The sequence below is a fragment of the Streptosporangium oxazolinicum genome (assembly GCF_039537505.1).
Taxonomy (GTDB): Bacteria; Actinomycetota; Actinomycetes; order Streptosporangiales; family Streptosporangiaceae; genus Streptosporangium; species Streptosporangium oxazolinicum.
Map to the genome: position 1 here is coordinate 271,505 of NZ_BAABAQ010000010.1, position 25,680 is coordinate 297,184.

21 protein-coding genes are annotated in these 25,680 nt (G+C 71.8%); 13 read left to right on the forward strand and 8 right to left on the reverse strand.

Going from position 1 to position 25,680, the window contains the following annotated elements; genetic code table 11:
- Positions 1-15: 15 nt before the first annotated feature.
- Both ABD817_RS25765 and hflX read left to right on the forward strand, forming a co-directional pair.
- Positions 16-705, forward strand: coding sequence for a DUF4097 family beta strand repeat-containing protein (locus ABD817_RS25765; protein WP_344920715.1), 690 nt, complete (start codon positions 16-18; stop codon positions 703-705).
- Between the two features lie 118 nt (positions 706-823).
- Positions 824-2,299: a GTPase HflX gene (hflX, locus tag ABD817_RS25770; RefSeq protein ID WP_425583404.1), complete on the forward strand. Its 1,476-nt coding sequence runs from the start codon at positions 824-826 to the stop codon at positions 2,297-2,299.
- Positions 2,300-2,366: 67 nt separating this feature from the next.
- Here the strand turns inward: hflX and ABD817_RS25775 are convergent, their stop codons facing one another.
- From ABD817_RS25775 to ABD817_RS25800, 6 genes are read right to left on the reverse strand one after another with little or no spacing between them, the layout of a single operon-like run.
- Positions 2,367-3,959, reverse strand: a complete 1,593-nt coding sequence (locus ABD817_RS25775; RefSeq protein ID WP_344920716.1) for a SpoIIE family protein phosphatase — start codon at positions 3,957-3,959, stop codon at positions 2,367-2,369.
- Positions 3,952-5,634 carry an ATP-binding response regulator gene (locus tag ABD817_RS25780; RefSeq protein ID WP_344920717.1) on the reverse strand — a complete coding sequence of 561 codons (1,683 nt, stop codon included), beginning with the start codon at positions 5,632-5,634 and terminating at the stop codon, positions 3,952-3,954. The genes ABD817_RS25775 and ABD817_RS25780 overlap by 8 nt, the downstream gene beginning before the upstream one ends.
- The gene (locus tag ABD817_RS25785) at positions 5,631-6,641 is read right to left on the reverse strand and encodes a SpoIIE family protein phosphatase (protein WP_344920718.1); all 1,011 of its coding nucleotides are present in this window, start codon (positions 6,639-6,641) and stop codon (positions 5,631-5,633) included. Before ABD817_RS25785 ends, ABD817_RS25780 begins: the two co-directional genes overlap by 4 nt.
- Positions 6,629-7,030: an anti-sigma regulatory factor gene (locus ABD817_RS25790; protein WP_344920719.1), complete on the reverse strand. Its 402-nt coding sequence runs from the start codon at positions 7,028-7,030 to the stop codon at positions 6,629-6,631. The genes ABD817_RS25785 and ABD817_RS25790 overlap by 13 nt, the downstream gene beginning before the upstream one ends.
- Positions 7,027-7,407, reverse strand: a complete 381-nt coding sequence (locus tag ABD817_RS25795; protein WP_344920720.1) for an STAS domain-containing protein — start codon at positions 7,405-7,407, stop codon at positions 7,027-7,029. The genes ABD817_RS25790 and ABD817_RS25795 overlap by 4 nt, the downstream gene beginning before the upstream one ends.
- On the reverse strand, positions 7,407-8,291 hold the full coding sequence (locus ABD817_RS25800; protein WP_344920721.1) for an STAS domain-containing protein: 885 nt from the start codon (positions 8,289-8,291) through the stop codon (positions 7,407-7,409). Before ABD817_RS25800 ends, ABD817_RS25795 begins: the two co-directional genes overlap by 1 nt.
- 860 nt (positions 8,292-9,151) lie before the next feature.
- On the opposite strand from ABD817_RS25800, the gene hutI reads away from it, so the two are divergent.
- The 4 genes from hutI to holA all read left to right on the forward strand — a co-directional run bounded on the left by hutI (position 9,152) and on the right by holA (position 15,220).
- Positions 9,152-10,360, forward strand: a complete 1,209-nt coding sequence (hutI, locus tag ABD817_RS25805) for an imidazolonepropionase (RefSeq protein WP_329091979.1) — start codon at positions 9,152-9,154, stop codon at positions 10,358-10,360.
- Between the two features lie 143 nt (positions 10,361-10,503).
- Complete coding sequence (locus ABD817_RS25810) at positions 10,504-11,391, forward strand: ComEA family DNA-binding protein (RefSeq protein ID WP_344920722.1); 888 nt, start codon at positions 10,504-10,506, stop codon at positions 11,389-11,391.
- A 235-nt stretch (positions 11,392-11,626) separates the two neighbouring features.
- Positions 11,627-14,071, forward strand: coding sequence for a ComEC/Rec2 family competence protein (locus tag ABD817_RS25815; RefSeq protein ID WP_344920723.1), 2,445 nt, complete (start codon positions 11,627-11,629; stop codon positions 14,069-14,071).
- Between the two features lie 177 nt (positions 14,072-14,248).
- The gene (gene holA, locus ABD817_RS25820; RefSeq protein ID WP_344920724.1) at positions 14,249-15,220 is read left to right on the forward strand and encodes a DNA polymerase III subunit delta; all 972 of its coding nucleotides are present in this window, start codon (positions 14,249-14,251) and stop codon (positions 15,218-15,220) included.
- Between the two features lie 78 nt (positions 15,221-15,298).
- On the opposite strand, the gene ABD817_RS25825 is transcribed toward holA, so the two are convergent.
- Together ABD817_RS25825 and ABD817_RS25830 are read right to left on the reverse strand one after the other, a co-directional pair.
- Positions 15,299-16,390: a C45 family autoproteolytic acyltransferase/hydrolase gene (locus ABD817_RS25825; RefSeq protein WP_344920725.1), complete on the reverse strand. Its 1,092-nt coding sequence runs from the start codon at positions 16,388-16,390 to the stop codon at positions 15,299-15,301.
- Positions 16,390-17,028, reverse strand: a complete 639-nt coding sequence (locus ABD817_RS25830) for a TetR/AcrR family transcriptional regulator (RefSeq protein ID WP_344920726.1) — start codon at positions 17,026-17,028, stop codon at positions 16,390-16,392. Before ABD817_RS25830 ends, ABD817_RS25825 begins: the two co-directional genes overlap by 1 nt.
- A 259-nt stretch (positions 17,029-17,287) precedes the next feature.
- Here ABD817_RS25830 and ABD817_RS25835 point away from each other — a divergent pair, with 259 nt between their 5' ends.
- From ABD817_RS25835 to ABD817_RS25865, 7 genes are all read left to right on the forward strand, one after another.
- The gene (locus ABD817_RS25835; protein ID WP_344920727.1) at positions 17,288-18,907 is read left to right on the forward strand and encodes an ABC transporter substrate-binding protein; all 1,620 of its coding nucleotides are present in this window, start codon (positions 17,288-17,290) and stop codon (positions 18,905-18,907) included.
- Between the two features lie 40 nt (positions 18,908-18,947).
- The gene (locus tag ABD817_RS25840; RefSeq protein WP_344920728.1) at positions 18,948-20,768 is read left to right on the forward strand and encodes an MOSC domain-containing protein; all 1,821 of its coding nucleotides are present in this window, start codon (positions 18,948-18,950) and stop codon (positions 20,766-20,768) included.
- A 219-nt stretch (positions 20,769-20,987) separates the two neighbouring features.
- On the forward strand, positions 20,988-21,959 hold the full coding sequence (locus ABD817_RS25845; RefSeq protein WP_344920729.1) for an ABC transporter permease: 972 nt from the start codon (positions 20,988-20,990) through the stop codon (positions 21,957-21,959).
- The gene (locus ABD817_RS25850) at positions 21,956-22,891 is read left to right on the forward strand and encodes an ABC transporter permease (protein WP_344920730.1); all 936 of its coding nucleotides are present in this window, start codon (positions 21,956-21,958) and stop codon (positions 22,889-22,891) included. Before ABD817_RS25845 ends, ABD817_RS25850 begins: the two co-directional genes overlap by 4 nt.
- A complete protein-coding gene (locus ABD817_RS25855) occupies positions 22,888-23,874 on the forward strand; it encodes an ABC transporter ATP-binding protein (RefSeq protein WP_344920731.1) in 987 nt (328 codons plus the stop codon). The genes ABD817_RS25850 and ABD817_RS25855 overlap by 4 nt, the downstream gene beginning before the upstream one ends.
- Positions 23,871-24,638 carry an ABC transporter ATP-binding protein gene (locus ABD817_RS25860; RefSeq protein ID WP_344920732.1) on the forward strand — a complete coding sequence of 256 codons (768 nt, stop codon included), beginning with the start codon at positions 23,871-23,873 and terminating at the stop codon, positions 24,636-24,638. The genes ABD817_RS25855 and ABD817_RS25860 overlap by 4 nt, the downstream gene beginning before the upstream one ends.
- Positions 24,635-25,642 (forward strand): P1 family peptidase, encoded by a 1,008-nt coding sequence (locus tag ABD817_RS25865; RefSeq protein WP_344920733.1) that lies wholly within the window; start codon positions 24,635-24,637, stop codon positions 25,640-25,642. Before ABD817_RS25860 ends, ABD817_RS25865 begins: the two co-directional genes overlap by 4 nt.
- Positions 25,643-25,680 lie beyond the last annotated feature (38 nt).

Genomic DNA, 25,680 nt, shown 5'->3' on the forward strand with positions numbered 1-25,680 from the left:
TCGAGGATTGGGCACATGAAGAGGAACATGGTCGTCGCCGGGGCGGCCCTGGGATCGGTGTTCGTGCTCTCGGGGTGCGGCGACCTCGCCCTCGACTTCCGCGACCGGCAACAGGAGGTCGTCTCCTACGACGTCACCGGCGAGCTGACGACCCTGGACGCCGCCACCGGCTCGGGCGACATCGTGATCGTCGAGTCCGGCCGCCGGGGCGTCCGCGTGACCGAGACCCTCCACTGGCGCGGCAAGAAGCCCGTCACCGGGCACCCGGTGGACGGCGGCACGCTCACCCTGCGCGAGAACTGCAAGGGGATGAGCTGCTGGGTCGACTACAAGGTCGAGATCCCGCCGGGCCTCACCGCCAAGCTCGACACCGGCTCGGGCACCATCACGCTGCGCGGGCTGACCGGGGAGGTGACCGCGGCGAGCGGCTCGGGCGACATCGAGGCCGGCGGCCTGAACTCCAGGCGGTTCGCCGCCGACACCGGCTCCGGCGACATCGAGGCGAGGTTCTCCGCCGCGCCCGAGGGGGTACGGCTGGAGACCGGGAACGGCGACGTCGCCGCGTACCTTCCCCGGGGAGGCTACGACGTCACCGCCGAGACCGGCTCCGGGGAGAAGACCGTGGAGGTGACCAGAGACCCCTCCTCACCCCGCAAGATCACGCTGAGGACCGGCTCCGGCGACGCCGAGGTCCTGCTTTCCTGAGGCCGCGCGCCGAGCCGTTCCCCGGTGGGGACGAAGTGGTGATAACCAGGTGATGGCGCGGGGGTTCCCGTGGCACCATCGAGGGGAAGAGACCCGGGGTGTTCGGGCGTTCACTCATATGAGAAGAGCGCATACGCACCAACCATCTGAATGGAGCGACGACATAGACACTCGTGAGCCGCTGGACCTCGACCGATTCGACGACCTGCTCGACAACGGAGAGATGGACCTGGCCGAGCGCCAGGCGCTCCGCCGGGTGGCGGGCCTCTCCACGGAGCTGGAGGACGTCACCGAGGTCGAATACCGCCAGCTGCGACTTGAGCGGGTCGTCCTGGTCGGCGTCTGGACCTCCGGTACGGCGACCGACGCCGAAAACTCCCTCCTGGAGCTGAAGCTCCTCGCCGAGACCGCGGGTTCCGAGGTTCTGGAGGGGCTGATCCAGCGCCGGCAGAAGCCCGACACCGCGACCTACATCGGTTCGGGCAAGGCGCAGGAGCTCGCCGACATCGTCTCCGCCACCGGTGCCGACACCGTGGTGTGCGACGGAGAGCTGAGCCCCGGCCAGCTCCGCCAGCTCGAGGAGGTCGTCAAGGTCAAGGTCATCGACCGGACCATGCTGATCCTCGACATCTTCGCCCAGCACGCCAAGAGCCGCGAGGGCAAGGCGCAGGTCGAGCTCGCGCAGCTCAACTACCTGCTGCCGCGCCTGCGAGGCTGGGGTGGCAACCTGTCGCGCCAGGTCGGCGGTCGCGCCGCGGGCGGCGTCGGCATGGGCGGTCGCGGTCCCGGTGAGACCAAGATCGAGCTGGACCGCCGCCGGATCCGCGAGCGGATGGCCAAGCTGCGCCGCCAGATCGGCGAGATGACCACCGCCCGCGAGACCAAGCGCTCGCGGCGCCTGCAGCGCGAGGTTCCCGCCGTGGCCATCGCCGGATACACCAACGCGGGCAAGTCCTCGCTGCTGAACCGGCTCACCGGCGCGGGGGTGCTGGTCGAGGACGCCCTGTTCGCCACGCTCGACCCGACGGTCCGCAGGGCGCACACGCCCGACGGCCGCCTGTTCACGCTGGCCGACACCGTCGGATTCGTCCGGCACCTGCCGCACCAGCTCGTCGAGGCGTTCCGCTCCACGCTGGAGGAGGTCGGCGACGCCGACCTGATCCTGCACGTGGTCGACGGCTCGCACCCCGACCCCGAGTCGCAGCTCGCCGCGGTACGCGAGGTGATCGGCGACATCGAGGACGCCCGCCACATCCCCGAGATCGTGGTCGTCAACAAGGCCGACGCCGCCGACCCGGTGGTGCTGGCCCAGCTGACCGCGAAGGAGAAGCACACCGTCGTGGTCTCGGCCCGCACCGGCGCCGGGCTCGACGAGCTGAGGGCCGTGATCGAGCGGGAGCTGCCCCGCTTCGACCAGGAGGTCAGGCTTCTCGTGCCGTACGAGCGCGGCGACCTGATCTCCCGGGCGCACAAGGAGGGCGAGGTCCTCGGCGTCGAGCACACCGGGGACGGCACGGTCCTGCACGCCAGGGTCCTGCCCAGCCTGTTCGCCGAGCTGGAGAAGACCGCCAAACCGGTCGAGACCGCCGTCTGACCCGACACATGGCCCTTCCCGGCCGCACCCGTGCGGCCGGGAAGGGCCGCACCGCCCTCTCCGGGGGTCAGTGACCCTTCTCGCGGCGGAACATCACCAGCGCCACGTCGTCCTCCCTGGCGCCGAACCGCTCGATCAGCCGGTCGCAGAAGACCTCCAGGTCCTCCTCCACCCGTTCCACCCGCTCCGCCAGGTGCCGTACGATCTCCAGGCTCTCGTCGAGCAGCTTGTCGCGGTCCTCGATGAGGCCGTCGGTGAACATCAGCACCGAGTCTCCCTCGGAGACGTTCAACCGGTCGACCCGGTAGGTCTCCTTGGCCACCCCCAGCAGGAGGTTGCCCAGGCGGTGGTAGCGGGCGTGGCCGTCCGCGATGAGCAGGGGCGGGATGTGCCCCGCGTTCGAGACCTCCATCTCCCCGGTCGCCGGGTCGATCAGGAGCAGGCACACGGTGGCGGTCATGCCGGGGTGGTAGCGCCGCAGCACCTCGTTGAGCAGCGCCATCGACGCGCCGAGGTCCGAGGCGCCGATGACGGAGGCGCGCAGCGCGTGGCGCAGCTCCGCCATGACGGTGGCGGCGAGCAGCGAGTGTCCCTGGACGTCGCCGATGGCGATGAGCACCCGGTGGCCCAGCCGCAGGACCTCGTAGAAGTCGCCGCCGACCTCGACGTTGTCGACCGCCGGCTGGTAGCGCCAGCTGATCGTGAGCCCGGGGACCTCGGGGATCCGCACCGGCAGCAGGCTGCGCTGCAGGGTGAGGGCGATCGCGTGCTCCTCGACGTAGGCCCGCAGCGCGTCCACGGCGAGGGCGAGGGCCTGGCCGAGCTGGCGCAGCACGTTGGACTCGTCGGCGTCGAGCGGCGGCACCTCCACCACCCCGAGGTAGACGGGGGGCCTGCCCAGCTTGGTGCGGCAGATCACGGCCGAGACGTCGCCGCCGAGCGTCGCGTCGGGCATCAGCTCCATCCAGTCGGCGGCCGTCACCGTGAAGACCTGGGTCCCCGCGGCGGCGCCCAGGGACATCGCGCTCAGCCTGGGCAGCGTTTCCGGCGCCGCGACCTTGGCGACGGCGGCGTTCTCCGGAGGCATGGCGGCGAACCTGCGGGTCCGGCCGTCGGGGGGCAGGGCGAGCGTGCCCGCGTGCCGTCCCAGGATCCGCGCGGTCCCCTCGACGGCCGTGGCGAGGAGCTCGTCGAACGTCTCGGCGGAGTTCATCGAGAGCGTGACCTCGGTGAGGGCGGCCAGCCGGCCGGCCATCAACTCGGCCCGTTGCCGCGCGCGGTAGTAGCGCAGCGTGGCCTCGACCGTCGCGGCGAACTCGTCCGGCTCGACCGGCTCGGCCAGGTAGGCGTCCGCCCCGCGTTCGAGCCCCTGGGCCCGGTCGGCCGGGGTGATCGCGGCCCCGGAGATCTGGATGACCGGGATGGAGGACGTCACCGGGTCCGCCTTGATCTGCTCGCAGACCTCGTAGCCGCTGATGTCGGGCAGCCTCACGTCCAGGACGACGAGGTCCGGCCGCAGCTCCCTGACCTTGGTGAGCGCCTCCATGCCGCCGGTGGCCTGCACGACCCGGTGCCCCGAGCGCCGCAGCCAGCTTGACAGGATGTACAGCTTGGTCGGGGTGTCGTCCACGACCAGCACCGTCGCCTCGCTCTTAACCATCGACGTGTCCCAGGGCGCTTCCGATCGCCTCCAGCAGGGTGTCGCGGCGGAGCGCCTGCTTGGAGATCATCATGTGCGCGCCGTCGGGAGCCTGGCGCGCCGTGGCGGCGGTCACGACGATCACCGGCACCTGGCGCAGCCGCTCGTCGTCGGACATCCGCAGCACCAGCGCGGTGCCGTCGAGGCGGGGCATCAACAGGTCCACCAGGGCGATGTCGGGCGGGTTCTCCCTCATCATCTCCAGCGCACTCAAGCCGTTGGAGGCCTCGTCGATGTGCGTGGCGAACCCGGTGAGCATCCGCCGTACGGCGGCGCGGAACTCCTCGTCGTCGTCCACGACGAGCACCCGTCCGGCCACCAGGGCCCCGTCGTGCCGGTAGGGCAGCCGCAGGACGGCCGTGGTGCCGGACCCCGCGACGCTGGTCAGGTGCAGAGCGCCGCCCAGCGCCTCCGCCAGCCGGCGGGCGTACGGCAGACCGAGCCCCGTCCCCTTGCTCCGTACCTGGATCGGCCCCGGCACCTGGAAGAACTCCTCGAAGACGCGTTCAAGATGCTCCTCGGGCACGCCTATTCCCGTGTCGGTCACGGTGAAGACCAGATCGTGGGTGGCCGCGTCGAGGCTCGCCTCCAGCCTGACCTCGCCGCGCTCGGTGAACTTCAGCCCGTTGGAGAGCAGGTTGCGCAGGATCCGGGTGAGCATCACCTCGTCCACCAGCATCTCCTGCGGCGCCCGTGAGACCTCCACCGTGAGCGTCACCCCGTCGCTGCCGGTCGTGGGGTGCAACGTCATGCGCAGCCGTTCGGCCAGGGCCACCAGGTCGACCACGGAGGGCTGGGGGTCGAGCCTGCCCGCCTCGGCCTTCGCCATGTCGAGCAGCTCGCTCACCAGCGACAGGAGCGTCTCCGCCGAGGAGCCGATGAGGTTGATCTGGTGGAGCTGCTCGGTGACCAGGGGATCCCCGCCGGGTCCCACCAGGAGGCGGACCAGGCCGATGATCGAGTTGAGGGGGGTGCGCAGCTCGTGGCTGACGGTGGCCCAGAACCTGTTCTTCGCGTCGCTCGCCGCCCGGAGCTGCGCGGACTTCTCGTCCAGCTCGGCGTAGAGCGCCACGACGCCGCGGTTGGTCTCCTCCAGCTCCTCCGACAGCTGGTTGTAGAGCGCGAGCACCCCCTGGTTGGTCTCCTGCAGCTCGGTGTTGAGCTGCAGGACCTCCTCCAGGGTCTCGGCGAGCTCGCGGTTCTGCCTGCGTAGCTCGTCCAGAGCCGTGGTGGGTGCCGTCTCCGCCAGCCTGGCGCGGATCTCCTCCGCCGAAAGCCTCGGCTTGCGGCCCTGCGGGAGCCGTTTGACCATGCTTATTCTTCCCTCGGCGGTGTCGAGCTCGATGAGGTCGACGAGACGTCCCGCCAGCGTCACGCCGTCCGAAGGACGGAAGTCGGTCTTCGCCGAGAAGTCGACCGCGACGAGCAGGGCGTCCCGCTCCAGCCGGAAGGCGACGGAGGCGTCGGTTCCCGCCTCGACGAGTTCCCTGCCGATCTCGCTCAGCGCGGTGGCCACCCGGATCTGGTCCTGGACCTCCAGCCCGACGCTCTCCGCCACCTCGCGGCCCAGCTTGCGCATGGCGAAGACGTCCTGGTCGTCCCGGATCTGGATCCTGACCAGCTCGTCCCCGGTCATGCGCCCGGCCTGACGGCGACCACGCAGGCGTCGTCCCTGCGGGTCCCGGCCTCGCGCAGCAGCGTGCCGGCGACGACGGAGGGGAGACGCATGACGAGGCCGGGGTAGGAGGTGATGTCCCAGCGTTCGGTCAGGCCGTCGGAGTGGAGCAGGACGACGCTGTGCGGCGGTACGGCGTACTCGTACTGGCGCAGGGTCCTGGCCTTGTGCCCGGCGATGCCCGGGACCGAGATCATCCCCTGGCGGCCGTCGTTGTGGACGATCCACGCGGAGACGTTGCCGAGGCCGGCGAAGCTCACGGTGCCCGCGGCGCCGTCCACGCGGGCCACGGCGACCGCGCCACCCCTGGTGTGCCCGAGACCGGTGTGGATGCGCTCCAGGACGGTGACGGGCGCGAGGTCGGCGTGCCGCAGGAACAGACGCACCGCCTCCTGGGCGGCCTGGGCGGCCGCGGGGCCGTGGCCGAGGCCGTCGCAGAGCATCACGGTCGTCGTGCCGCCCTCCTCGGTGACCACGAACGCGTCACCGCAGACGGTCTCCTCGCCGATCGGGCGGGTCAGGCCGCTCACCCGGGACGGGGGACGCGGGGCACCCTGCGCGACGAAGTACATGCCGAGCACCGTGCCCCGGCCGGGTATGGAGTGAACCTCGTACCCGCTGGCCATCCGGGCGATGCCGCCCAGCCCGATGCCGAGCGTGCCGGCCGTGGAGTAGCCGTCGCGCAGGGCGCGGGAGACGTCCCGCATCCCCGGCCCCCGGTCGATCGCGAGGACCTCCACCGCCGAGTCCAGCTCCGGATGCGGGCGGATCAGCATGAACCCCTCGGTCGCGTGCTTGACCAGATTCGACGCGGCCTCACTCACCGCGACGGCGACCCGCCCGGTGTCCTCCTCGTTGAATCCCCGGATCTCGGCGAGTGTCACGGCGGCACGCCGGAGGGCGCCGATCGCGCTGGCGTCCTCCGCCCGTATCCAGGTGTCGCGCTGGGAGCGGATCAGCGCGCCCATTTCGTCACCGTGATCAACGTTCCCTCACCGGGAGTCGATTCGAGGTCGAACTCGTCGACAAGGCGGCGGGAGCCGCTGAGGCCGAGCCCCAGACCTCCGCCGGTGGTCCACCCGTCGGTCAGCGCCTGCTCGATGTCCGGGATGCCGGGCCCGTTGTCGCTGAAGACCATCCGCAGGCCCCGCCGCACGCCCTTGTGGACGACCTCGACCCGTACCTGCCCGCCCCCCGCGTAGACCAGGGCGTTGCGGGCCAGTTCGCTGGCCGCGGTCACCACCTTCGTCTGGTCGACCAGGGACAGGCCCACGTTCACGGCGACGGTCCTGACGTGCTGGCGGACCAGCACGACGTCGCCGTTGACATTGATGGGCAGCTCCTCGGCGGTCGTCACCAGGAGGCCTCGGAGCGCTGGAGGCCGTCGATCTGGTTCAGCAGCGCGACGCCCTTCTCAAGGTTGAGCGCCGTGCGCACGCCGCCGAGGGAGAGGCCGAGCTCGACGAGGGTGATCGCCACCGCCGGCCGCATGCCGACGACGATCGTCTCGGCGTCGAGCATGCGGGAGATCGCCGCGATGGTGGCGAGCATCCGGCCGATGAAGGAGTCGACGATCTCCACGGCGGTGATGTCGATGATCACCCCTCGCGCGCCGGTCTCGACGACCTTCTCCGACAGGTCCTCCTGGAGGGCGAGCACGCTCATGTCCTGCAGGTCGATCTGGATGGAGACGATCAGGATGTCGCCGAGCTTGAGGATGGGAACGCGGTCCATCAACCCTCCACCGTCCGTACGGCGATGCGCGACTCCCCGCCCTTGACGAACTTGACCCCGCTCGCCCGCAGCGTGTGGGCCAGCGCGTCGGCGAGGGTGGCCTTGGTCACGATGTCGCCGAACTCGATGCCGAGGGTGACGATGGTGTGGGCGATCTGCGGGCGGATGCCGGAGATCACGCACTCGGCGCCCATCAGCCGGGCCGCCACCACGGTCTTGAGAAGGTGCTGGGCGACCTCGGTGTCGACGGCGGGCACCCCCGTGATGTCGATGACCGCGTGCTCGGAGCCGGTGTCGACGAGCGTCTGGAGCAGCTTCTCCATGACGACCTGGGTCCTGGCGGAGTCGAGCGTGCCGACCAGCGGGACCGCGACGATGCCGTCCCAGAGCTTGACCACCGGGGTGGACAGCTCCAGCAGCTGCTCCGCCTGATCGATGATGACCTTCTCCCTGGTCGTCGCGTAGCTTTCCATGGTGAAAAGCCCGAGGTCGTCGATTACCCGGGAGAACCAGATGAAACCTCGCAGGGCCTCGGGGGAGCCGTCCTCCTCGACGATCTCGTAGAGGGCCTCCTTCAGGCCGAACACCACGATCGCGGTCTCGGTCGGGCTGAACCCCTGGCGGGCACGATCCCGGGAGAGCTCGGCGAGCAGGCCGCGCAGGTCGCTGAGGTCGCCGGAGTCGTCGAACGCCTGGCGCAGCGCCTGATAGAGCTCGCGCAACTGGTCGGCGAGCCCTACGCGGTCCGGCTGGTTGCCGGTGCCGCCGACGGGCGAACCGGCGATCTCAAGCCAGCGTTTGAAGACGCGTGCCTCGTGCTCCTGGAGAAGTTCTTCGATGCGACGCCGACCGGCGTCCGCGTGGACGGACAAGGCAACTCCCATGCGTACGACCTGGAGACAACTCGGACGAAAGGCTACATGGAAGGTCCTGCTTACACCCCTTTTTGGGGGTTCTGTGAGCCGCTTGTGGTCAGAGGTCGGGAAGGTGGAGCGACCGGGACGGACGGCCGGTGCCGTGGTGTCGCGCCGCGGGTTTTCCGGGGGCTCGCCGGGGATGTGTGCCCCGCGCGGGGAACTTTGGGCGCCGCCGCCGTGGAGTCCTACCGCGGCATGTGTGCCCCGCGCGGGGACCCTGGGAGATCGCGGGCGGCCACGAGGGTGAGGGAGGGGCGCCGAGGATCGTGGCGTGAGCCTTCCGGATGTCAGCCTAGAGTGGTGGTGATCCACGTTTCAATGGCGGAACTTGCGCCGGAGGGTCGGCGAGGGCTGCACTGTAAGAACGAAAAAACGTACAAAAGCCCCAAAAGTGACAGTGGTCGCCCAAGGTTTAGATTGCTACCATAAGGCAAATCTAGCGAGATGTTATGACGCAAGTTGCTCTGGTGGCTACTGTTACGCGCGATGAAGAAGTAGTCTGAGCTGTGGAAAGTTGTTCAACGCCACGCGTGATCGCCGAGCCGGCGGGTGAGGTGCGGTCGCGGTGGGGCGGCGTTCTTCCCAATTAGCCTGTACAGCGGGCTGACTTGTGAAATAACGTAACTGAACTGAAATCGCCCGATCATGATCCCGGCGATACTGTCGCCGCACAACAGATACGCGGATGAGAGCAGGAGACCCCCGATGCCGTCCGGACTCACAGCGGGCTCGAAGGGCACGGTGCCCGGCGACGTCCGGGTCGGCCCACCCCGTCCGGGTGCTCTCCTCCTCCAAGTGTCTTCCCCTGAACACAAGGCGGTGATGCGATGACGGTCCGCCTCCTGACCAACATCGGCCGGCTCTGGACCGGAAACGACGTGTTCAGCAACGCGGCGATCCTCGTCCACAACGACCGGATCGCCTGGGTCGGCCGCGCCGCGGACCTTCCGCAGAGCGTGCCCGGCGTCGTCGACGACATCGTCGACGTCGACCACGTCGAGAACCTGGGCGGCGCGCTGGTCACCCCCGGCCTGATCGACGCGCACACCCACCCGGTCTACGCGGGAAACCGCTACGCCGAGATGGCGATGCGCTCCAGCGGTTCCACCCCCTCCGCGATCACCGCGGCGGGCGGCGGCATCGGCTCCACCGTGACGGTCACCCGCGGCACCGACCCCTGGACCCTCTGCAACGGCGTCCGCGAGCGACTCCGCGACTGGCTGCTCAGCGGCACCACCACCATCGAGGCCAAGACCGGCTACCACCTCACCCGTGACGGCGAGCTGGCGGACGTGCGACTCCTGCGCGAGCTGGAGAAGGAGCCGATGATGCCGCGGGTGCACGTGACCTTCATGGCCGCGCACGTCGTCCCGCCCGAATACTTCGGCCGCCAGCGCGACTACGTCGAGGCCGTGGGCGCCTGGTGCGCCGACGCCGCCGCGGCGGGAGCCGACGGTGTCGACGTCTACTGCGACGAGGGCCACTTCACCGCGGAGGAGGCCCGCTGGGTCCTGGCCTCCGGACGCAACGTCGGCCTGCTGCCGCGCGTGCACGCCGGCGCCTACACCCGGCGCGGCGCCGTCCAGCTCGCCGCCGAACTCGGTTGCGCCTCCGCCGACCTGCTCCACCACACCACCGACGAGGACATCGCGATCCTGGCCCGCTACGGCGTCCCCGCCGTGGTCTGCCCCGGGACCGCCCTCCAGCGTGGCAGCCTGCCCCCGGTCCGCCGGATGCTCGCCCAGGGGGTCACCGTGGCCCTCGGCAGCGACCACAACCCGGGCCACTGCGGCATCACCTCGATGTCCCTGGTCATCAGCCTCGCCGTCGCGGCCTTCGGGATGAGCGTCGGCGACGCCCTCCGCGCCGCCACCCTCGGCGGCGCCACGGTCCTCGGCGCCCCCGACCGCGGTGTTCTCGCCCCCGGCCGCCTGGCCGACATCGTCCAGTGGGACGCCGACCACGAGGGCGCCTTCGCCTGGTCCTTCGGCCTCAAGCCCCGCCGGGTCTGGCGCGGCGGCACCCCCGTCCAGTAGGTCTCCCCTTCCTTTTCCGGCGGGCCGGTTCTCGGAACCCCCGCCCGCCGGTCCTCTCCTTCTCCTTCATGCGGTCTGCCGGTTATCCCCAGAAGGGGATTCGGTGAAAGTTCGCTCGCCGCCGTCGCCGTAGCGTGCTGCGGGTGCGGACCACAGGCGAGAACATCGAGCGGTTCCAAGCCGAGTCGCGGCTGCGGATCCTGACGGGGCGCGAATCACCCGACCCCTCACCCGACCCCGCGCCCCCGCCGCGTCGTCCGGCCGTCACGTCGTCCCCGGGCAGGCACGCGCGGCCCGGCGGCCAGGACGGGCCGGAGGACGTCGCCGTCCACGACGGCCCCGCCTCGCGCATGCGTTCGGCGCCGATTACACCGTCCTTCGAGGCGCTTCGCAAGCTCGTGGCCACCCAGGGGCCCGCGCCCGGGCCCGGTCGTCCCGGGCCGCGCCTCCTGCTGCTCGTCGCCCTGGTGGCCGCCGTCGCGGGCGGCGCGTACGCCTGGCGGTCCCAGCCTGAGCCTGAGCCCCTGGCCCCGCCGATGCCGACCTCCGGATCACCGTTGTCGGCGCCCGTCACCGTTCCACGGCAGCGGTCCGCGCCGGTCACCGAGCTGACCGTTCACGTGACGGGTAAGGTCCGGCGTCCCGGGGTGATCACGTTGCCCGGCGGTTCCCGGGTGGCCGACGCGGTCCGGGAGGCCGGGGGCGTTCGTGGGGCGGCCACCACAGGATCCCTCAACCTCGCGCGCAGGCTCGTCGACGGCGAGCAGATCGTCGTCGGCGCCTCCGGCACGGCCGTCGTCGCGGCGCCCACCCCGGTGGATCCCGCGGATCCCGCCACCGCCGTCGTCGACCTCAACACGGCCACCCCCGAGCAGCTTGAGCTGCTACCGGGTGTTGGTGAGGTGCTCGCCCGGCGCATCGCCGAATACCGTGACGCCCACGGAGGTTTCCGCACCGTCGAGGAGCTCCGCGACGTGAGCGGGATAGGCGACCGTAAGTACGCGGAGATGCGCGACAGGGTCCGTGTCTGACACGCCGATCGCGAGGGCGGTCATGACGCGGTTCGCCAAGGTGGGTGGCTTCGGTGGGCCGGGGAGGCTCGGCGGGTCCGACGGTCCCCGGGGCTCCGGTGGCCCAGATGGCTCGGGCGGGTTCGGTGGCTTCGGTGTGTCGAGAGGCCTGGACGGTTTCGGAAAGGGGCGGCGTGCGCATGCCACGCATCTCGTCCTGCCGGCGGCGGCCTCATGGGTGACCGCCCTCGTCCTGTTGGGCCGCTCAGCCGTGACCGGTGCCGTGACGGCCGGTCTCCTGGCCGCGGGTGCCCTGGCCGTGGCCGTCCTGACCCGGGCACAGGGAGCGGCGGAGCGGCGGAACGCGGTGATCGCGGTTCTGGGGTGCGCGGCCGCGGTGGCGGGGTCGGTGGCCTTCCGGGTGCACGCGGTCGGCACCGGGCCGGTCGCCGAGCTCGCGGGAAGAAACGCCCTGGCGGTGGCAGAGGTGGTGGTGACCGACGACCCCCGGGAGACGGGCCGGAGGGGAGGGCCCTTCCCCCGGGAGAGTTTCGTGGTGCCCGCCCGGGTCGAGTCGGTCGGGACGGGAGCGGGCAGGGTGGCGCTGCGGGCTCCGGTGGCGCTGTTCGTCTCGGGCACCGGGTGGCGCTCCCTGCTGCCCAGCCAGCGAGTGGAGGTCACCGGGCGCTTCGCCCCGGCCGACCCCGGAGAGCTGCTCGCGGCGGTGGTGCTGGTCAGGGGAGCGCCGCGAGTTCTGAGTGGGCCGTCCTGGGAGCAGCGTGCGGCGGGGGCGCTCAGGTCGGGGTTGCGGGAGGCGGCCGACGTGTTGCCGCCGGCGCAGCGCGGACTGTTGCCCGGCCTGGTGGTCGGCGACGTGTCCCGAATGGACGAGCAGGTCAAAGCCGACTTCAAGGAGGCGGGCCTCAGCCATCTGCTCGCGGTCTCCGGCGCGAATCTCGCCATTGTGGCCGGGGCGGCGGTCGCGCTGGCCAGGGTGGCCGGGCTGCCTCTCGCGGCGCGGGCGGTGCTGGCGATGTCGGCCATGGTCGCCTTCGCGGTCGTCGCCCGGCCCTCGCCCAGCGTGCTCAGAGCCCTCCTGATGGGCGGGGTCGCCGCCCTCGCCCTCGGCACGGGTCGCTCGCGCGACGGCGTCGCCGCCCTGTCGGTGACGGTCCTGGGGCTGGTCTTCTTCGTCCCCGGGCTCGCCCGCTCCTACGGCTTCGCCCTGTCGGTCTCGGCCACCGCGGGCATCCTGGTCCTCGCTCCGGGCTGGCGTGACCGGCTCTCTACCCGCATGCCCCGATGGCTCGCCGAGGCGACCGCCGTGGCCGCCGCCGCCCAGGTCGCCGTCACCCCCGTCCTGGTCCTGATGTCGGGGCAGCTCGCACCGGTGGCGATCCCGGCCAACCTGCTCGCGGGCCCGGCCGTGGCCCCCGCCACCCTGCTCGGCTTCGCGGTGGCGTTGATCGCACCCCTGCACATGGGGCTCGCCCAGTCGCTGGTCCGGCCGGCGGGACTGGCCACCGGATGGATCATCGAGGTGGCCGGGCAGGCGGCCGGGTTCCCGCTGGGTGTGATCTCATGGCCGGGCGGTGTCACCGGGCTGCTCCTGCTGGCCGGTGCCGTCCCGCTCGCCGTGCTGGTGCTGCGGCACCGGCGGCCACGCCTGATCGCCCTGGCGGCCCTGGCCGGGCTGGTCCTCGCCCTGACAGTGGCCGCGCCGATCGTGGCGCGCTGGCCGCCTCGCGGATGGTTGCTCGTGGCGTGTGACGTCGGTCAGGGAGACGCGTTGATCGTCGCGGCGGGGCCGGGGCGGGCCGTGGTGGTGGACGCGGGTCCCGACCCGGTGGGGGTGGACCGCTGCCTGCGTTCCATGGGGGTCGGAGAGGTGCCGCTGGTCATCCTCACCCATCCGCACCTCGATCATGTGGGAGGGCTCGACGGTGTCTTTCGCGGGCGCGCGGTGGGGGCGGTGATGGTGACCCCGCACGGTGCCGGAGAGCGTGACGGGGCGAGGCTGAGCGACGATCTCGCCCGTCGTCAGGTGGTCGAGTGGGCGGCGAGGCCCGGTGTGAGCTGGCGGTTCGGCCCCTCGGAGCTCACCGTCGTCGGCCCGGTGGCCGAGGCGCCTCCGCCCGGTGCGGGGGAGGGGGCGGCCGTCAACAACGCCAGCGTGGTGGTGCACGTCCGCTGGGCCGTGGGGGCGGCCCTGCTCAGTGGCGACATCGAGACCGAGGCCCAGGCGGAGCTGCTCCGGCGCGGCCTGCCGCCCGCCGAGATTCTCAAGGTTCCGCACCACGGATCGGGCAGGTACGACCCGGCCTTCCTCGCCGCCTCCGGTGCCCGTGCCGCTCTGATCAGCGTGGGGGCGGACAACGGCTACGGTCACCCCGCGCCCTCGACCCTCGCCGCGCTGCAGCGGCTCGGCGCGCGTGTCTACCGGACGGATCTGGCGGGAGACCTCGCGGTGGTGGTCCGTGACGGGGCTCTGGCGGTCGTCGCCCGGGGACGCGGGGATCCGCTGGCGGGCGGCCCGGCGCACCCGCACCCGGCCGGTGTGGCGGGGCCGGTGGCGGGGCCGGGACGACCGGGGAGGGGCGGGGCGGCGCGGGTCAGTTCCCCGTCCCGTCCGGGCGGCGGAACTCGGTGTCCACGTCGGCGGCGTAGACCGACCGGCTGCAGCGCGCGCAACGGTACATGATCGGTCCCTCGTCGAGGGACGTTCCGCAGCGGGGGCAGACGTGGCGGCGAATAGTGGAGTTTGTCATGGTTCTCACCTCCTCTGGTGTTCCCAGGGTGCCTCGCGGCACCTGCATTCCGATTGCGAACGACTTGCCGACGACCCATCCGGTCACCGGGACGTGGCATGCTGCTCGACATGGCGGCAACCGATCCGGCACCCGTGATCCTGATACTCGGCGACGAGGAACTGCTGGCCGACCGTGCGGTGAGCGAGGTGACCTCGGCGGCCAAGGCGGCCGATCCGACCGCCGAGGTGCACGACCTCCCCGGCTCGAAGATGGAGCTCGGGGAGCTCACCCGCATGACGTCGCCCTCGCTGTTCGGCGACAGGTCCGTGGTGGTCGTCCGCTCGGCCCAGGACCTCGGCAAGGACGTCATCGCCGAGGTCGTCTCCTACGCGGCCCACCCGGCGGACGAGACCGTGCTGGTCCTCGTCCACCCGGGAGGCGTCAAGGGGAAGGCCCTGGTCGACGGGGTCAAGAAGGCCGGGGCCCAGGTGGTCTCCGTCACCAAGGTGACCAAACCGGCCGAGCGTCTGGCGTTCGTCAAGGCGGAGCTGAAGCGGGCCGGACGCACCATCGGGGCCGACGCCGCCTCCGCGCTCCTCGACGCCGTGGGCAATGACCTGCGCGAGCTGGCCGCCGCGTGCAGTCAGCTCGCCTTCGACACCCCCGGCAAGACGATCGACGAGGCCGCCGTCGCGCGCTACCACCGGGGCAGGGCGGAGGTCAGCGGGTTCACCGTGGCCGACTCGGCCGTCGAGGGGCGGCTGGGCGACGCCCTGGAGCAGCTGCGCTGGGCGCTCTCGACCGGTACGGCCCCCGTCCTGCTGGTGAGCGCGCTCGCCGGAGGACTGCGCTCGCTGGCCAAGGTGGGGGGCGCTCCCCGCAACCTCCGGGGCGGTCAGCTCGCCAGCCATCTCGGCATGCCGCCCTGGAAGATCGACCGGGTCCAGCGGCAGCTGAACGGCTGGGGCCCGGAGGGCCTCGCCCGCGCGATCCAGGCCGTCACCACCGCGGACGCCCAGGTGAAGGGGGGCGGAGCCGATCCCGCGTACGCGCTGGAGCACATGGTCCAGACCGTGGTGGCCAGCCGCACGGGACGCTAGAGGAGCGCCGCCGGGATGTTTTCGGAAACCGGTCGTGAGAAGCGCCGCGCCCGGCGACGACCGGACCCGCGGAGGGCCTCAGAACGACTGCCAGGTGTGCGGGGCCACACCGCACGGGCCGCCCTCGTGGAACCTCAGACGGGTCGCCTCCAGGTCGAGGCTGATCGTGATCAGTGTTTCCCACCGGCTGGTCATGGGGGCGTCCGCCGCGGGATGCGCGCACAGCGCGGGTCCCTCGGGGGCGTGCGACAGCATCGCCCCCGCCCGGTCGGTCAGGTCGGCGGAGCGCAGCGCCGGACGGCGCCCGCGCAGCGTGGCCAGCCGGTCGCGGCTGTCCTCGTCGGCGGCGTTGCGTTCCCCCGGGGCCAGTTCGGGATCGAGGAAGTGGTTGGTGTGCACGAGCGTGCCGTCATGCTCGGGCCGTACCTCGCCGAGACCAGAGGGGGAGAGCTCCAGGCACGCGGCGTCGGCGCGTTTCCCGTCGAAACCCACCACGGTGATCGCGCTTGAGGCCGAGACGAGGGCCGAGGCCGCGATGTCGCGGGCCTCGCCGACCGTGCCGGCCTCGTCGAGGATCCGCCGGGTGACCAGGTGGACGGGAACGCCGATCTCGTCGGTGTCGGAGTCGTGCTCGAGGATGTTGAAGTGCACGCCCAGGCCCCGGCTGTTCAGGCCGATCTTGGCGAGCACGCCCAGTTCGGTGAACGTGCGGACCCGGTGGCCGGGGCTCGGCCGATAGGCCCACACGAGCCGGACGTCGCGGAGGTGGTCGTGCCAGTCCCAGGTCTGGAGGGTGCGCGGGGGCTCCCCGCCGCGTGACAGGTGCACGGCCGTCGAACACTCCGCCCGTGGCACCGGCACTCCCCGGCGTACGGCGCTCGCGGCCAGGATCTCGGTGCGCGCGTTCAAGGCGGCGATCTGCCAGGCTTCCAGCCCGCTGCCGTCGGCGACGGCCCTGATCTCCGCGGCCAGCCGGGGGCACCAGTCGTCCGTCACGGTGAGCGCCCGCTCGCCCCACTCCCGGACCTGCGCCATGGAGGAACCCGAGGCCACGAACAGCTCGCCGTACCGGGTGAAGGCCGACGCGATCTCGCTCCGCAGGGCACTGCCGAGGGTCAGCCCCCGCCGCCGGGCGTCGTGCTCGGTGGACTCGAACCGTCGTATCGGCATCATGGGGCTCCTGTCTCGGGTTGTGCCGTCCGGGCCGGGTCACGGAGGTCGCAGCCGGTGGCGTCCCTGGCGAAGTCGAATATGAGTTCGAGTGCCTCTTCCTTCGCCATGCTCGCGCCCGTGACGACATGAAAGGCGTAGATGTCCTCAAGCCCGACGAAGTTCCGCGCGACGGACAGTGGCGAGGCCGAGAGGGTGAACGCGCCGAGCGCCACGCCGGTGGTGATCACGGATTCGTAGATGGAGACCTGGCTGTCGTAGAGGCTCTTCCACGAGACCTGGTAGATCGGGTTGCGGCGGATCAGGCCGGTGAACTCGTTGAGCAGACACAGCAACTCGTCGTCGGGGCCGGTGGCGACCCCGCGTTCGATGAGCGCCCGCAGGCGGACGACCGGGTCCTCGATGCTCCGTACGAGCTCCCAGCGCGAGTGCGCGAACCGGGCGATGGCGTCGGCCTGGACCTGCCGGAGCAGCTCGTCGATCGTCGGGTAGTAGTAGGTGACCGATCCGGGTGACATGCTCGCGGCCTTGGCGATATCACGAACCCCGACAGTCTCCAGCCCTCGCTTGAGGATGGCCTTGCGTGCGGCCTCCAGCAGGTGCTTCCGACGTGCCCCTTGATCCTTCTTCCGTGACATGCCGCCACCTTACTCGTTGTTTGCCGTACAGACGAGTGGAGAATTTTTCCACCCCCGGATCATCGCACCAGGCGTTCATCCAGCAGGTTTCGGTTTGATACGGGGTATTGACATGCCTGATTTCGTCATTCTTTACTTGGCCGTACGAAGAAAGAAGGTCGCAGGGTACGTCGACTGCCGTGAGACCCAGAGACACGCCTTCATCGTCAAGGGCGTGCTGAGGCGTCCTCTTGGACCATGAACCGGGAGCCGATGAACCATGCGAAGCAGACTGCTGTCCTGTGCCGTCGCCGCCACGCTGCTGACCGCCGGGTGCGCGGAGCGGACCGGCCAGGCGGGCCCGCCCGGTGAGGCCGCCTCCCCGGCGGCGCAGCGCGGCTACCTCGCCGTGGCCGACACGTCCGCCGCCGCCGGCGGCACTCTCACCCTTCAGGTGGCCGCCGACAACGCCGCCGCCGCCGGGCTCGATCCGCAACTGTCGGCGGCGGCCGCCTCGTGGAACCTGATGAGCTTCGTCTACCAGACACTCGTCACGGTGGGACCCGGTTTCAAGGCCGAGCCGCTCCTGGCCGAGAAGTGGGAGACACCGGACCCCACCACCTACGTCTTCACCCTCCGCGACGACGTCTCGTTCTCCAACGGCCGCAGGATGACCGCCGACGACGTCGTCGGCAGCATGGAACGGCTGCTGTCCGGAAACTCGACCTGGAAGGGCCAGCTCGGTCCGGTCAAGTCGGTCGAGAAGACGGCGGAGAACGAGGTGACGTTCCGCATGACCGCGCCCTACACGCCGCTGCTCGGCGCCCTGGCCAACATGAACGCCGCCATCCTGCCGATGAAGGAGATCGACGACAAGTCGGTCGACGTCACCAAGCAGATGCTGGGCACCGGGCCGTTCGTCGTCAAGGAACACCGCCAGGACGTGTCGTGGACGTTCGCCAGGAACCCCGCGTACTGGAACAAGGGGCAGCCCGCCGTCGACACGCTCAAGGTCGAGATCGTCCCGCAGGAGGCGACCCGGCTGGCGGCGCTGCGCGACGGCAGCGCCCAGATGTCCGCCTTCGTCAACGCCGACACCGCGCGGCTGCTCGAAGGCGTGCCCAACGTGCGCGTGGCCACCCAGGCGACCAGCGACTACCACTACATCAACCTGAACTCGCGCGGAAAGGTGTTCGCCGACCAGAGGGTGCGGCAGGCGATCAACATCGCCCTGGACCGGAAGCAGATCGCGGAGGTGGCGACCGGCGGCAAGAGCGAGCCGACCGGCGTCACGCCCGTCGGCCTGCCCGACGCCTGCGACCCGGCGAAGCTGCCCTCGGCCACCGCGGGCCTGGAGCGGGCGCGGACCCTGCTCAAGGAGGCCGGGGCGGAGGGGCTCACCTTCACCATGTCGACCTTCACCACCGATCCGGTGCTGGCCCAGATCGCCCAGGTCATGCAGCAGGACCTGCGGCGGATCGGCGTGACGATGAAGATCGAGCTGCTCGACGAGGGCACGTGGGCCAACCGGGTCTACGTCGAGAGCCCGCCCAGGTTCGAGGCCTCGATGACGTGGTTCGCGGGCTACACCGACGGCGCCATGGTCGCCCGCTGGTGGAACCCGGACACCGCGATGTTCAACAAGGCGTTCATGAGGACCGACCCTGCGCTGAACACCCTCATCGACAAGGCGTCCGCCGAGCGGCCGGGTGCCGGGCGTGCGGGAACGTTCCAGGAACTCTGCGACCGCGCCGACCTGAACTCCGAGATGATCCCGCTCGTGACCCGGCCGCAGTTCGTCGCCTACCGCTCCGACACGCTGAGCCCGAGCGTCGTGGCGAACGAGGGCTACGGCAACCCGTACCGGCTCGTCTCGGTCTTCCGCGAGCTGGGCCGATGAACGACCCGGTACGGCGCCTCCCGGAAAGCGGGCGGGCGGGGTGAACGGAGCACGCCTTGAGCGCGTCGTCCGCTACCCGCTGAAGGGGTTCGGCGGCGAGGACCTGGAGCATGTCGTGCTCCGGCCCGGCGCCGGCCTGCCCTACGACCGGTTCCTCGCCGTCGCCAACGGCCGCGTCGCGGTCCGGCCGGACGGCGACTGGACACCCAGCCCGGCCTTCGTGCGGCTCGCCGCCAACGACGGGTTGCCGCTGTTCGGCGCGGAGCTGGACCCGGCGGGTGCCGCCTTCACGCTGACCGGCCCCGACCGGCGCCGGCTGCGGGTCTCCTTCGAGGACCCCGAGGACGTCGCCGCCGCCAACGCCGTGCTGGCCGGGTGGTTCCCCTCCGGTCCCGGTCTCTCTCCCCGACTGGTCCGCGCCGCGGGGGCGTACTGGGACCACGAGGACGCGAACGTGTCACTGATCAACCTGGAGACGGTCGAGGCCCTGTCCGCCGCCGCGGGGCAGCCGCTGGACCCGATGCGCTTCCGGGCCAACCTCTACCTCGGGGGCCTGCCCGCGTGGGAGGAGTTCGCGCTGGTCGGCCGGCGGATCAGGGTCGGGGAGGCCGAGCTGGAGGTGCTGCGTCCCACCGACCGGTGCCGGGCGACCTCGGTCGACCCCGGTACGGCGGCGGTGGGGCCGAACGTGCCCGCCCTGCTGGGAAGGGAGTTCGGGCACGGCTTCTGCGGTGTGTACGCGCGGGTGGTCAGGAGCGGCCGGCTGGACATCGGAAGCCCGGTGGGCGACCTGGCCGCCGCGCCGCGCGCGGCATGCGACGGGGCCGCCGTCGCGGACGCGGCCGAGTGGCCCAGGCCGATGCGGATCGTCTCGCGGGTGCGGGAGAGCCGGAACGTGGTCAGCCTCTGGCTGCGCGACCCGCTGGCCGGACTGCGCCGGGCCACGCTTCCCGGTCAGTACGTGCGGGTCCACGGCGGCGACGGGGTGGGCCCGCTGTGGCGCTCGTACACCGTCTCCGCGGTCGAGCGGGACCTGGTGCGGATCAGCGTCAGGCGGCTGGACCCGCAGGGGCGGATGTCCCGGCTGCTGCACTCCGGCCCCGGGGAGGGGGACACGCTGCTCGTCAGCGGCCCCTTCGGGGACACGGTCCTGACCGACCAGGACGGCGACCCCCTCCTGCTCGTCAGCGCCGGGATCGGCATCACGCCGGTGATCGCGATGCTGCGGGCGTGCGTGGAGAGCGGTACGTCCCGTCCGGTGACGGTGCTGCACGGCGCCCGGAGCGGCCGGGACCTCGCGCTCTGGGAGGAGGCCGGGACACTGGTGCGACGGCTGCCGCGCGGCACGGCCGGGCTCTTCCTGAGCCGGCCGGGAGTCGGTGATGTCGCGGCGCCCGGCGTGACCGAGGGCAGGATCGACCGGGACGTGCTGCGCGCCGCGCTGCCCGGCCCCGGCACGACCGCGTACGTGTGCGGCCCCGTCGCGTTCATGCGTGAGGTCAGGGCGGCCCTCGTCGAGGCCGGAGCGGCTTCCGAGCGGATTCACTACGAGCTGTTCGCCTCGCCCGCGGGGGCCGGGACGGCGACCGGGACGCCGCCCCTGCCGGGGCCCTTCGACGTCGACTTCGCCGTCAGCGGCGTGCGGGCGCGCTGGACCCCCGAGAGCGGAACCCTGCTCGACCTCGCCGAGGCGGCGGGACTCACGCCCCCATCGGCCTGCCGCAGCGGGACCTGCCGGAGCTGCGCGCAGGCCGTGTCGGGCGGGACCGCGTACCTCGCCGAGCCGCTCGCCACGCCTCCAGCGGGCTCGGTCCTGCTGTGCGGTGCGGTCCCGGTCGGCGACCTGACCGTCCAGTGCTGAGCCCGGCGGCCCGCGTTCCCCGTGCCCGCCGCGAACCCACAAGTGACCTCCCATGGGAGAACGACATGACACCTCATCTTCAGAGCCGGGCCGCGCCCATGGAGACACGGGCCGAGCCACCGCCACCACCGTCGCGGACCTCGGCCCCGGACCGCGTGAACACGCCGAACGGGCCGGACGGAGCGGACGGCGTGCCCCGCGACCGGCGAGGGGCCTGAGATGAGGCTGCTCGCCTGGTCGGCCACCCGCCTGCTCAGCGCCGCGCTGACACTGCTCGGCGTCTCGGTCCTCATCTTCGCCGCGATGCGCCTCATGCCCGGCGGCTACGCCACGATCGTCCTCGGACCGCTCGCCTCGCCGGAGCAGCGCGCCGAGCTCACGGCCAGGTTCGGGCTCGACGATCCCGTGCTGGTCCAGTACGGAGACTGGATCCGTACCGCGCTCGGCGGGGACTTCGGCTTCTCGCTGGTCAGCAACGACCCGGTCTCGGCCGAGCTGGCCGCGAGGCTGCCGGTGACCCTGCAGCTCACGGCCATGTCCGCGATCCCGGGGGTGATCTGTGGCGCGGCCCTCGGCGTGCTGGTCGCCGTACGCCGCGGCGGCGCGGGCGGGCGGGCCCTGGGCCGGATCGCGAGCGCACTCGGGGTGAGCCTGCCGGAGTACGTCATAGGCGGTATCGCCGTGTACCTGTTCTCCCGCTACGCCCTCGGGCTCACCGTCGGCGGATACGTGCCGTTCTCCGAGGATCCGGCGGCGAACCTGGCCTCCATGGTCCTGCCCGCCTGCGTGCTCACCGTGTTCGTCGTCTCGGCCACCGCGCGTACCACACGCGACGCCGTCATGAACGTGCTGCACGAGCCCTACATCACGGCCGCCGTGTCGCGCGGCCGGTCGCCGTGGTCGATCGTCCGTCACCACGTGCTGCGGAACGCGGCGATTCCCGTCCTCGTCGTCGCCTCGACCGTCACCGCCTACCTGCTCGGCGGCGCTGTGATCGTCGAGTACCTGTTCAATCTGCCGGGAGTGGGGTCCTATGTGGTCCAGGCCATCACCCGCCGCGACTACGCCGTGGTCCAGGCCGGAGTGCTGCTCGCCGCGGCGCTCTTCATCGTCGTGAACACGGTCGTCGACCTGCTCGTCGGCGCGATCGACCCGCGGCTCGGCGTCAACGCGACAGGCGGGCGGACGTGAGCCGGCAGGGGCGGCGGCACCCCGGGGTCCGGGCCGCGGAGGGACGTGAGGACCCCGGCGGAACCGGCGCGGACGGGCGCTCCGGAGCCCTCGGACGCTCCCTGGCCTGGCTCGCCCGGCTGGACGCGATCGCGCGGGCGGGGCTGGTCCTGTTGCTGCTGCTCGTGGCCCTCGCCGTGCTCGCCAGGCTCACCGGGCTCGGCGGCGACCCGGAGAGGATCGTCGGCCCCCGGCTCCAGCCGCCGGGTCCCCAGTGGTGGCTCGGCACCGACAACCTGGGCCGCTCGACGCTGCCCCGGGTGCTGCAGGGCACCGGCGCCTCGCTGCTGCTCTCGGCGGTCGCCGTGCTGGCCACGGCGGTGCTGGCCACCGCGCTCGGGATCCTCGCGGGATACCGGGGCGGCGCGCTGAACGAGATCGTGATGCGGATCGTCGACATCCTGTACTCGTTCCCGGCCATCATCCTGGCGATCCTCGTCGCCGCCCTCGTCAACCCCGGGCTCGACGCGGCGGTCGCCAGCATCGTCCTGGTGACGATCCCGCTCATGACCCGCGTGGTCCGGGCGGCGGCACTCACCGTCTCGCACCGCGACTACGTCACCTCAGCGATCATCAGCGGCGCGCGGCTGCCCCGCGTGCTCGCCCGGCACGTCCTGCCGAACGTGTCGGGCACCGTCGCCGTACAGGGCACCTACGCCCTCTCGGTCGGCATCCTCGTCGAGGGCGGCCTGAGCTTCCTGGGCCTGGGAGTGCAGCCGCCACAGGCCTCCCTGGGCGTGCTGATCCAGGAGGGCACCGCCTACATGACGTTCGCGCCATGGCTGCTCCTCGGGCCCGGCGTGGTCCTCGTCCTGGCGATCCTGTCCATCAACGTACTCGGCGACGGCCTGCGCGACCGGCTCGACCCGCGAACATCGAGGTCCCTGACATGACCCATCTCCTCGACGCCGAGAACCTGGTGATCGACTACGTGCTGGCCGACCGCAGGGTGCGCGCCCTCGACGGGGCGAGCCTCACCCTGGCCGACGGCGAGACCCTGGCGCTGGTCGGCGAGAGCGGTTCCGGCAAGTCAACCCTCGGCTCGGCCGCCGGACGGCTGCTCCCCTCCTCCGCCGAACACCGGTCCGGTGACATCTCGGTGGCGGGCGAGTCGCTGTTCGGCCTCTCCCCGGCGCGGATCCGCCAGGTGCGGCGGGAGCGGCTGGGATTCGTCTTCCAGGATCCGATCGGCGCGCTCGACCCGACGATGAGAATCGGGCGGCAGGTGCTGCTCGCGCAGGGCCGCCGGGCCGACCGCGCGACGATCGCCCGCCACCTCGAACGGGTACGCCTGCGCGACCCCGACCGGATCATGCGGGCCTTCCCGCACCAGCTCTCCGGAGGCATGGCGCAACGCGTCGCGATCGCGATGGCGATGGCCGCGCGCCCCCGGCTGCTGGTCGCGGACGAGCCGACCGCGGCGCTGGACAGCCAGGTGCGCCAGGACGTGCTCGACACCGTGTTCGCGCTGGCCGCCGAGGCCGGGACCGGCATCCTGCTGCTCACCCACGACCTGTCGTCGGTGTCGCGCCGCTGCGGGCGGATGGCCGTCATGTACGGCGGGCGTGTCGTGGAGGACGGCCCCGCGGCCGACGTCATGAACGCCCCGCGCCACCCCTACACCGCGGCGCTCGCGCGCTCCGTTCCCGGCAACGCCCCCCGGGGCGCGCGGCTCGAGGCGATCCCCGGCCGGCCGCCCGTCCTGAGCGCCGGGTCGGCCGGGTGCGCGTTCGAGGCGCGGTGCGGCTTCGCGATCGAGCGCTGCCGCACCGAACGTCCCGAGGCGACGCGGGTCGACGGCCGCACGGTGCTGTGCCACCGGGCCGCGGAACTGGCCCGCGACCGGGCCCTGTCCCAGAGGGGAGTGACCACGTGACCACACCGCTGCTCGAACTCGACGACGTGACGGTACGGTTCCTGTCGGGCCCGCCGTTCCGGCGTCACGCGCACGACGCGATGCGGCACGTCTCGCTGGCGGTCGCCCCGGGGGAGACACTGGGCCTCGTCGGGGAGTCCGGCTCGGGCAAGACCACCACCGGGATGACCGCCCTCGGCCTGCGCAGGCCCTCGGCCGGGACCGTCCGGTTCGGCGGCATGCCGTTCCCGAAGAACCGCCGCCGCCTGACGGGCCGGATCCAGGCCGTGCTCCAGCATCCACAGTGGTCGCTGAACCCGAGGATGCGCGTCGCGCACAGCGTCGCCGAACCCCTGACCATCCTCGGGGACCCCAGGGACACCGGCGGGACCGGGACGGCCGGGCGGGTGGCACGGCTGCTCGCCGACGTCGGCCTCGACCCCGGCCTGGCCCGGCGCTACCCGCACGAGCTGTCCGGGGGCCAGCGGCAGCGCGTCTCGATCGCCCGCGCCCTCATCACCCGGCCGGAGTTCATCGTGTTCGACGAGCCGGTCAGCGCGCTGGACGTCTCGGTGCAGGCGCAGATCCTGAACCTCGTCCGTGACCTGCAGGCGCAGTTCGGGTTCGGCGCGCTCTTCATCTCCCACGACCTGGCGGCCGTGCGCTACGTCGCCGACCGCATCGCGGTGATGCGGAACGGCGAGGTCGTCGAGACCGCGGGCACCGACGTCTTCTACTCCCACCCTCAGCACGAATACTCACGACAACTACTGGAGGCACTGTGACCATCCGATCCACGCCGACCCTCGCGAGCGACCTCGCGCCCGTCTCGCGGCACGCCCGGGGGGTCGCCGGCAACCGGGACGCGAGCCTGGTGCCCCAGGCGAGCCCGGGTGCGCGTACGGTCGAGTTCGACTTTCCCGGTGTCGAGATCGGCACCGCCGAATACGCCGAGGGGCCGACCGGCTGCACCGTCATCCACGTCCCCGCCGGCGCCCGCACGGCCACCGACGCGCGCGGCGGGGCGGTCGGCATGAGCGGCGGCTACGACCGCAACCACGCGATCTGCCTCACCGGTGGCTCGGTGTACGGGCTGTCGGCCGTCGCGGGCGTGAGTTCGGAACTGCTCGAACGCCAGCGGAACTGCACGCGCTGGGACGTTCTCCAGTGCGTCTCGGGGGCGGTCATCTACGACTTCTCCTCCCGGGACAACGCCATCAGCCCGGACGAGGCGCTCGGCCGCGCCGCCCTGCGCCACGCCAGGGCGGACCGGGTCGCGGTCGGGCGCGCCGGAGCCGGGGTCAGCGCCACGGTGGGCAAGGTCCACAACGACCGGGCCGAGTTCGCCGGTCAGGGAGCGGCCTTCCGGCAGTACGGCGAGGTCAAGCTGCTCTTCGTGACGGTGCTCAACGCCGTCGGCGTCATCGTCGACCGCGACGGCGGCGTGGTCCGGGGCAATCTCGACGCGGAACAGGGGAGGCGGCGTCACCCGCTGGCCGACTACGAGGACAACATCCTCGGCGCGCGTCTCGCGCCCGTCTACGGCAACACCACGATCAGCGCGCTCGTCACCAACGTCAAACTGTCGGACTACTCGCTCCGCCAGCTCGGCCTGCAGGTGCACAGCTCCATGCACCGGGGCATCCAGCCGTTCCACACCGAGGCCGACGGCGACACCCTGTTCACGCTCACGACCGACGAGGTCGAGCTCACCGGCCTCAGCAACACGGGTCTGGGCACGATCGCGTCCGAGACCGCGTGGGACGCCATCCTCGCCGCCCTTGACTAGCCCCTTGATGAGATATGTCCGGTAACAGCGGGCATCCC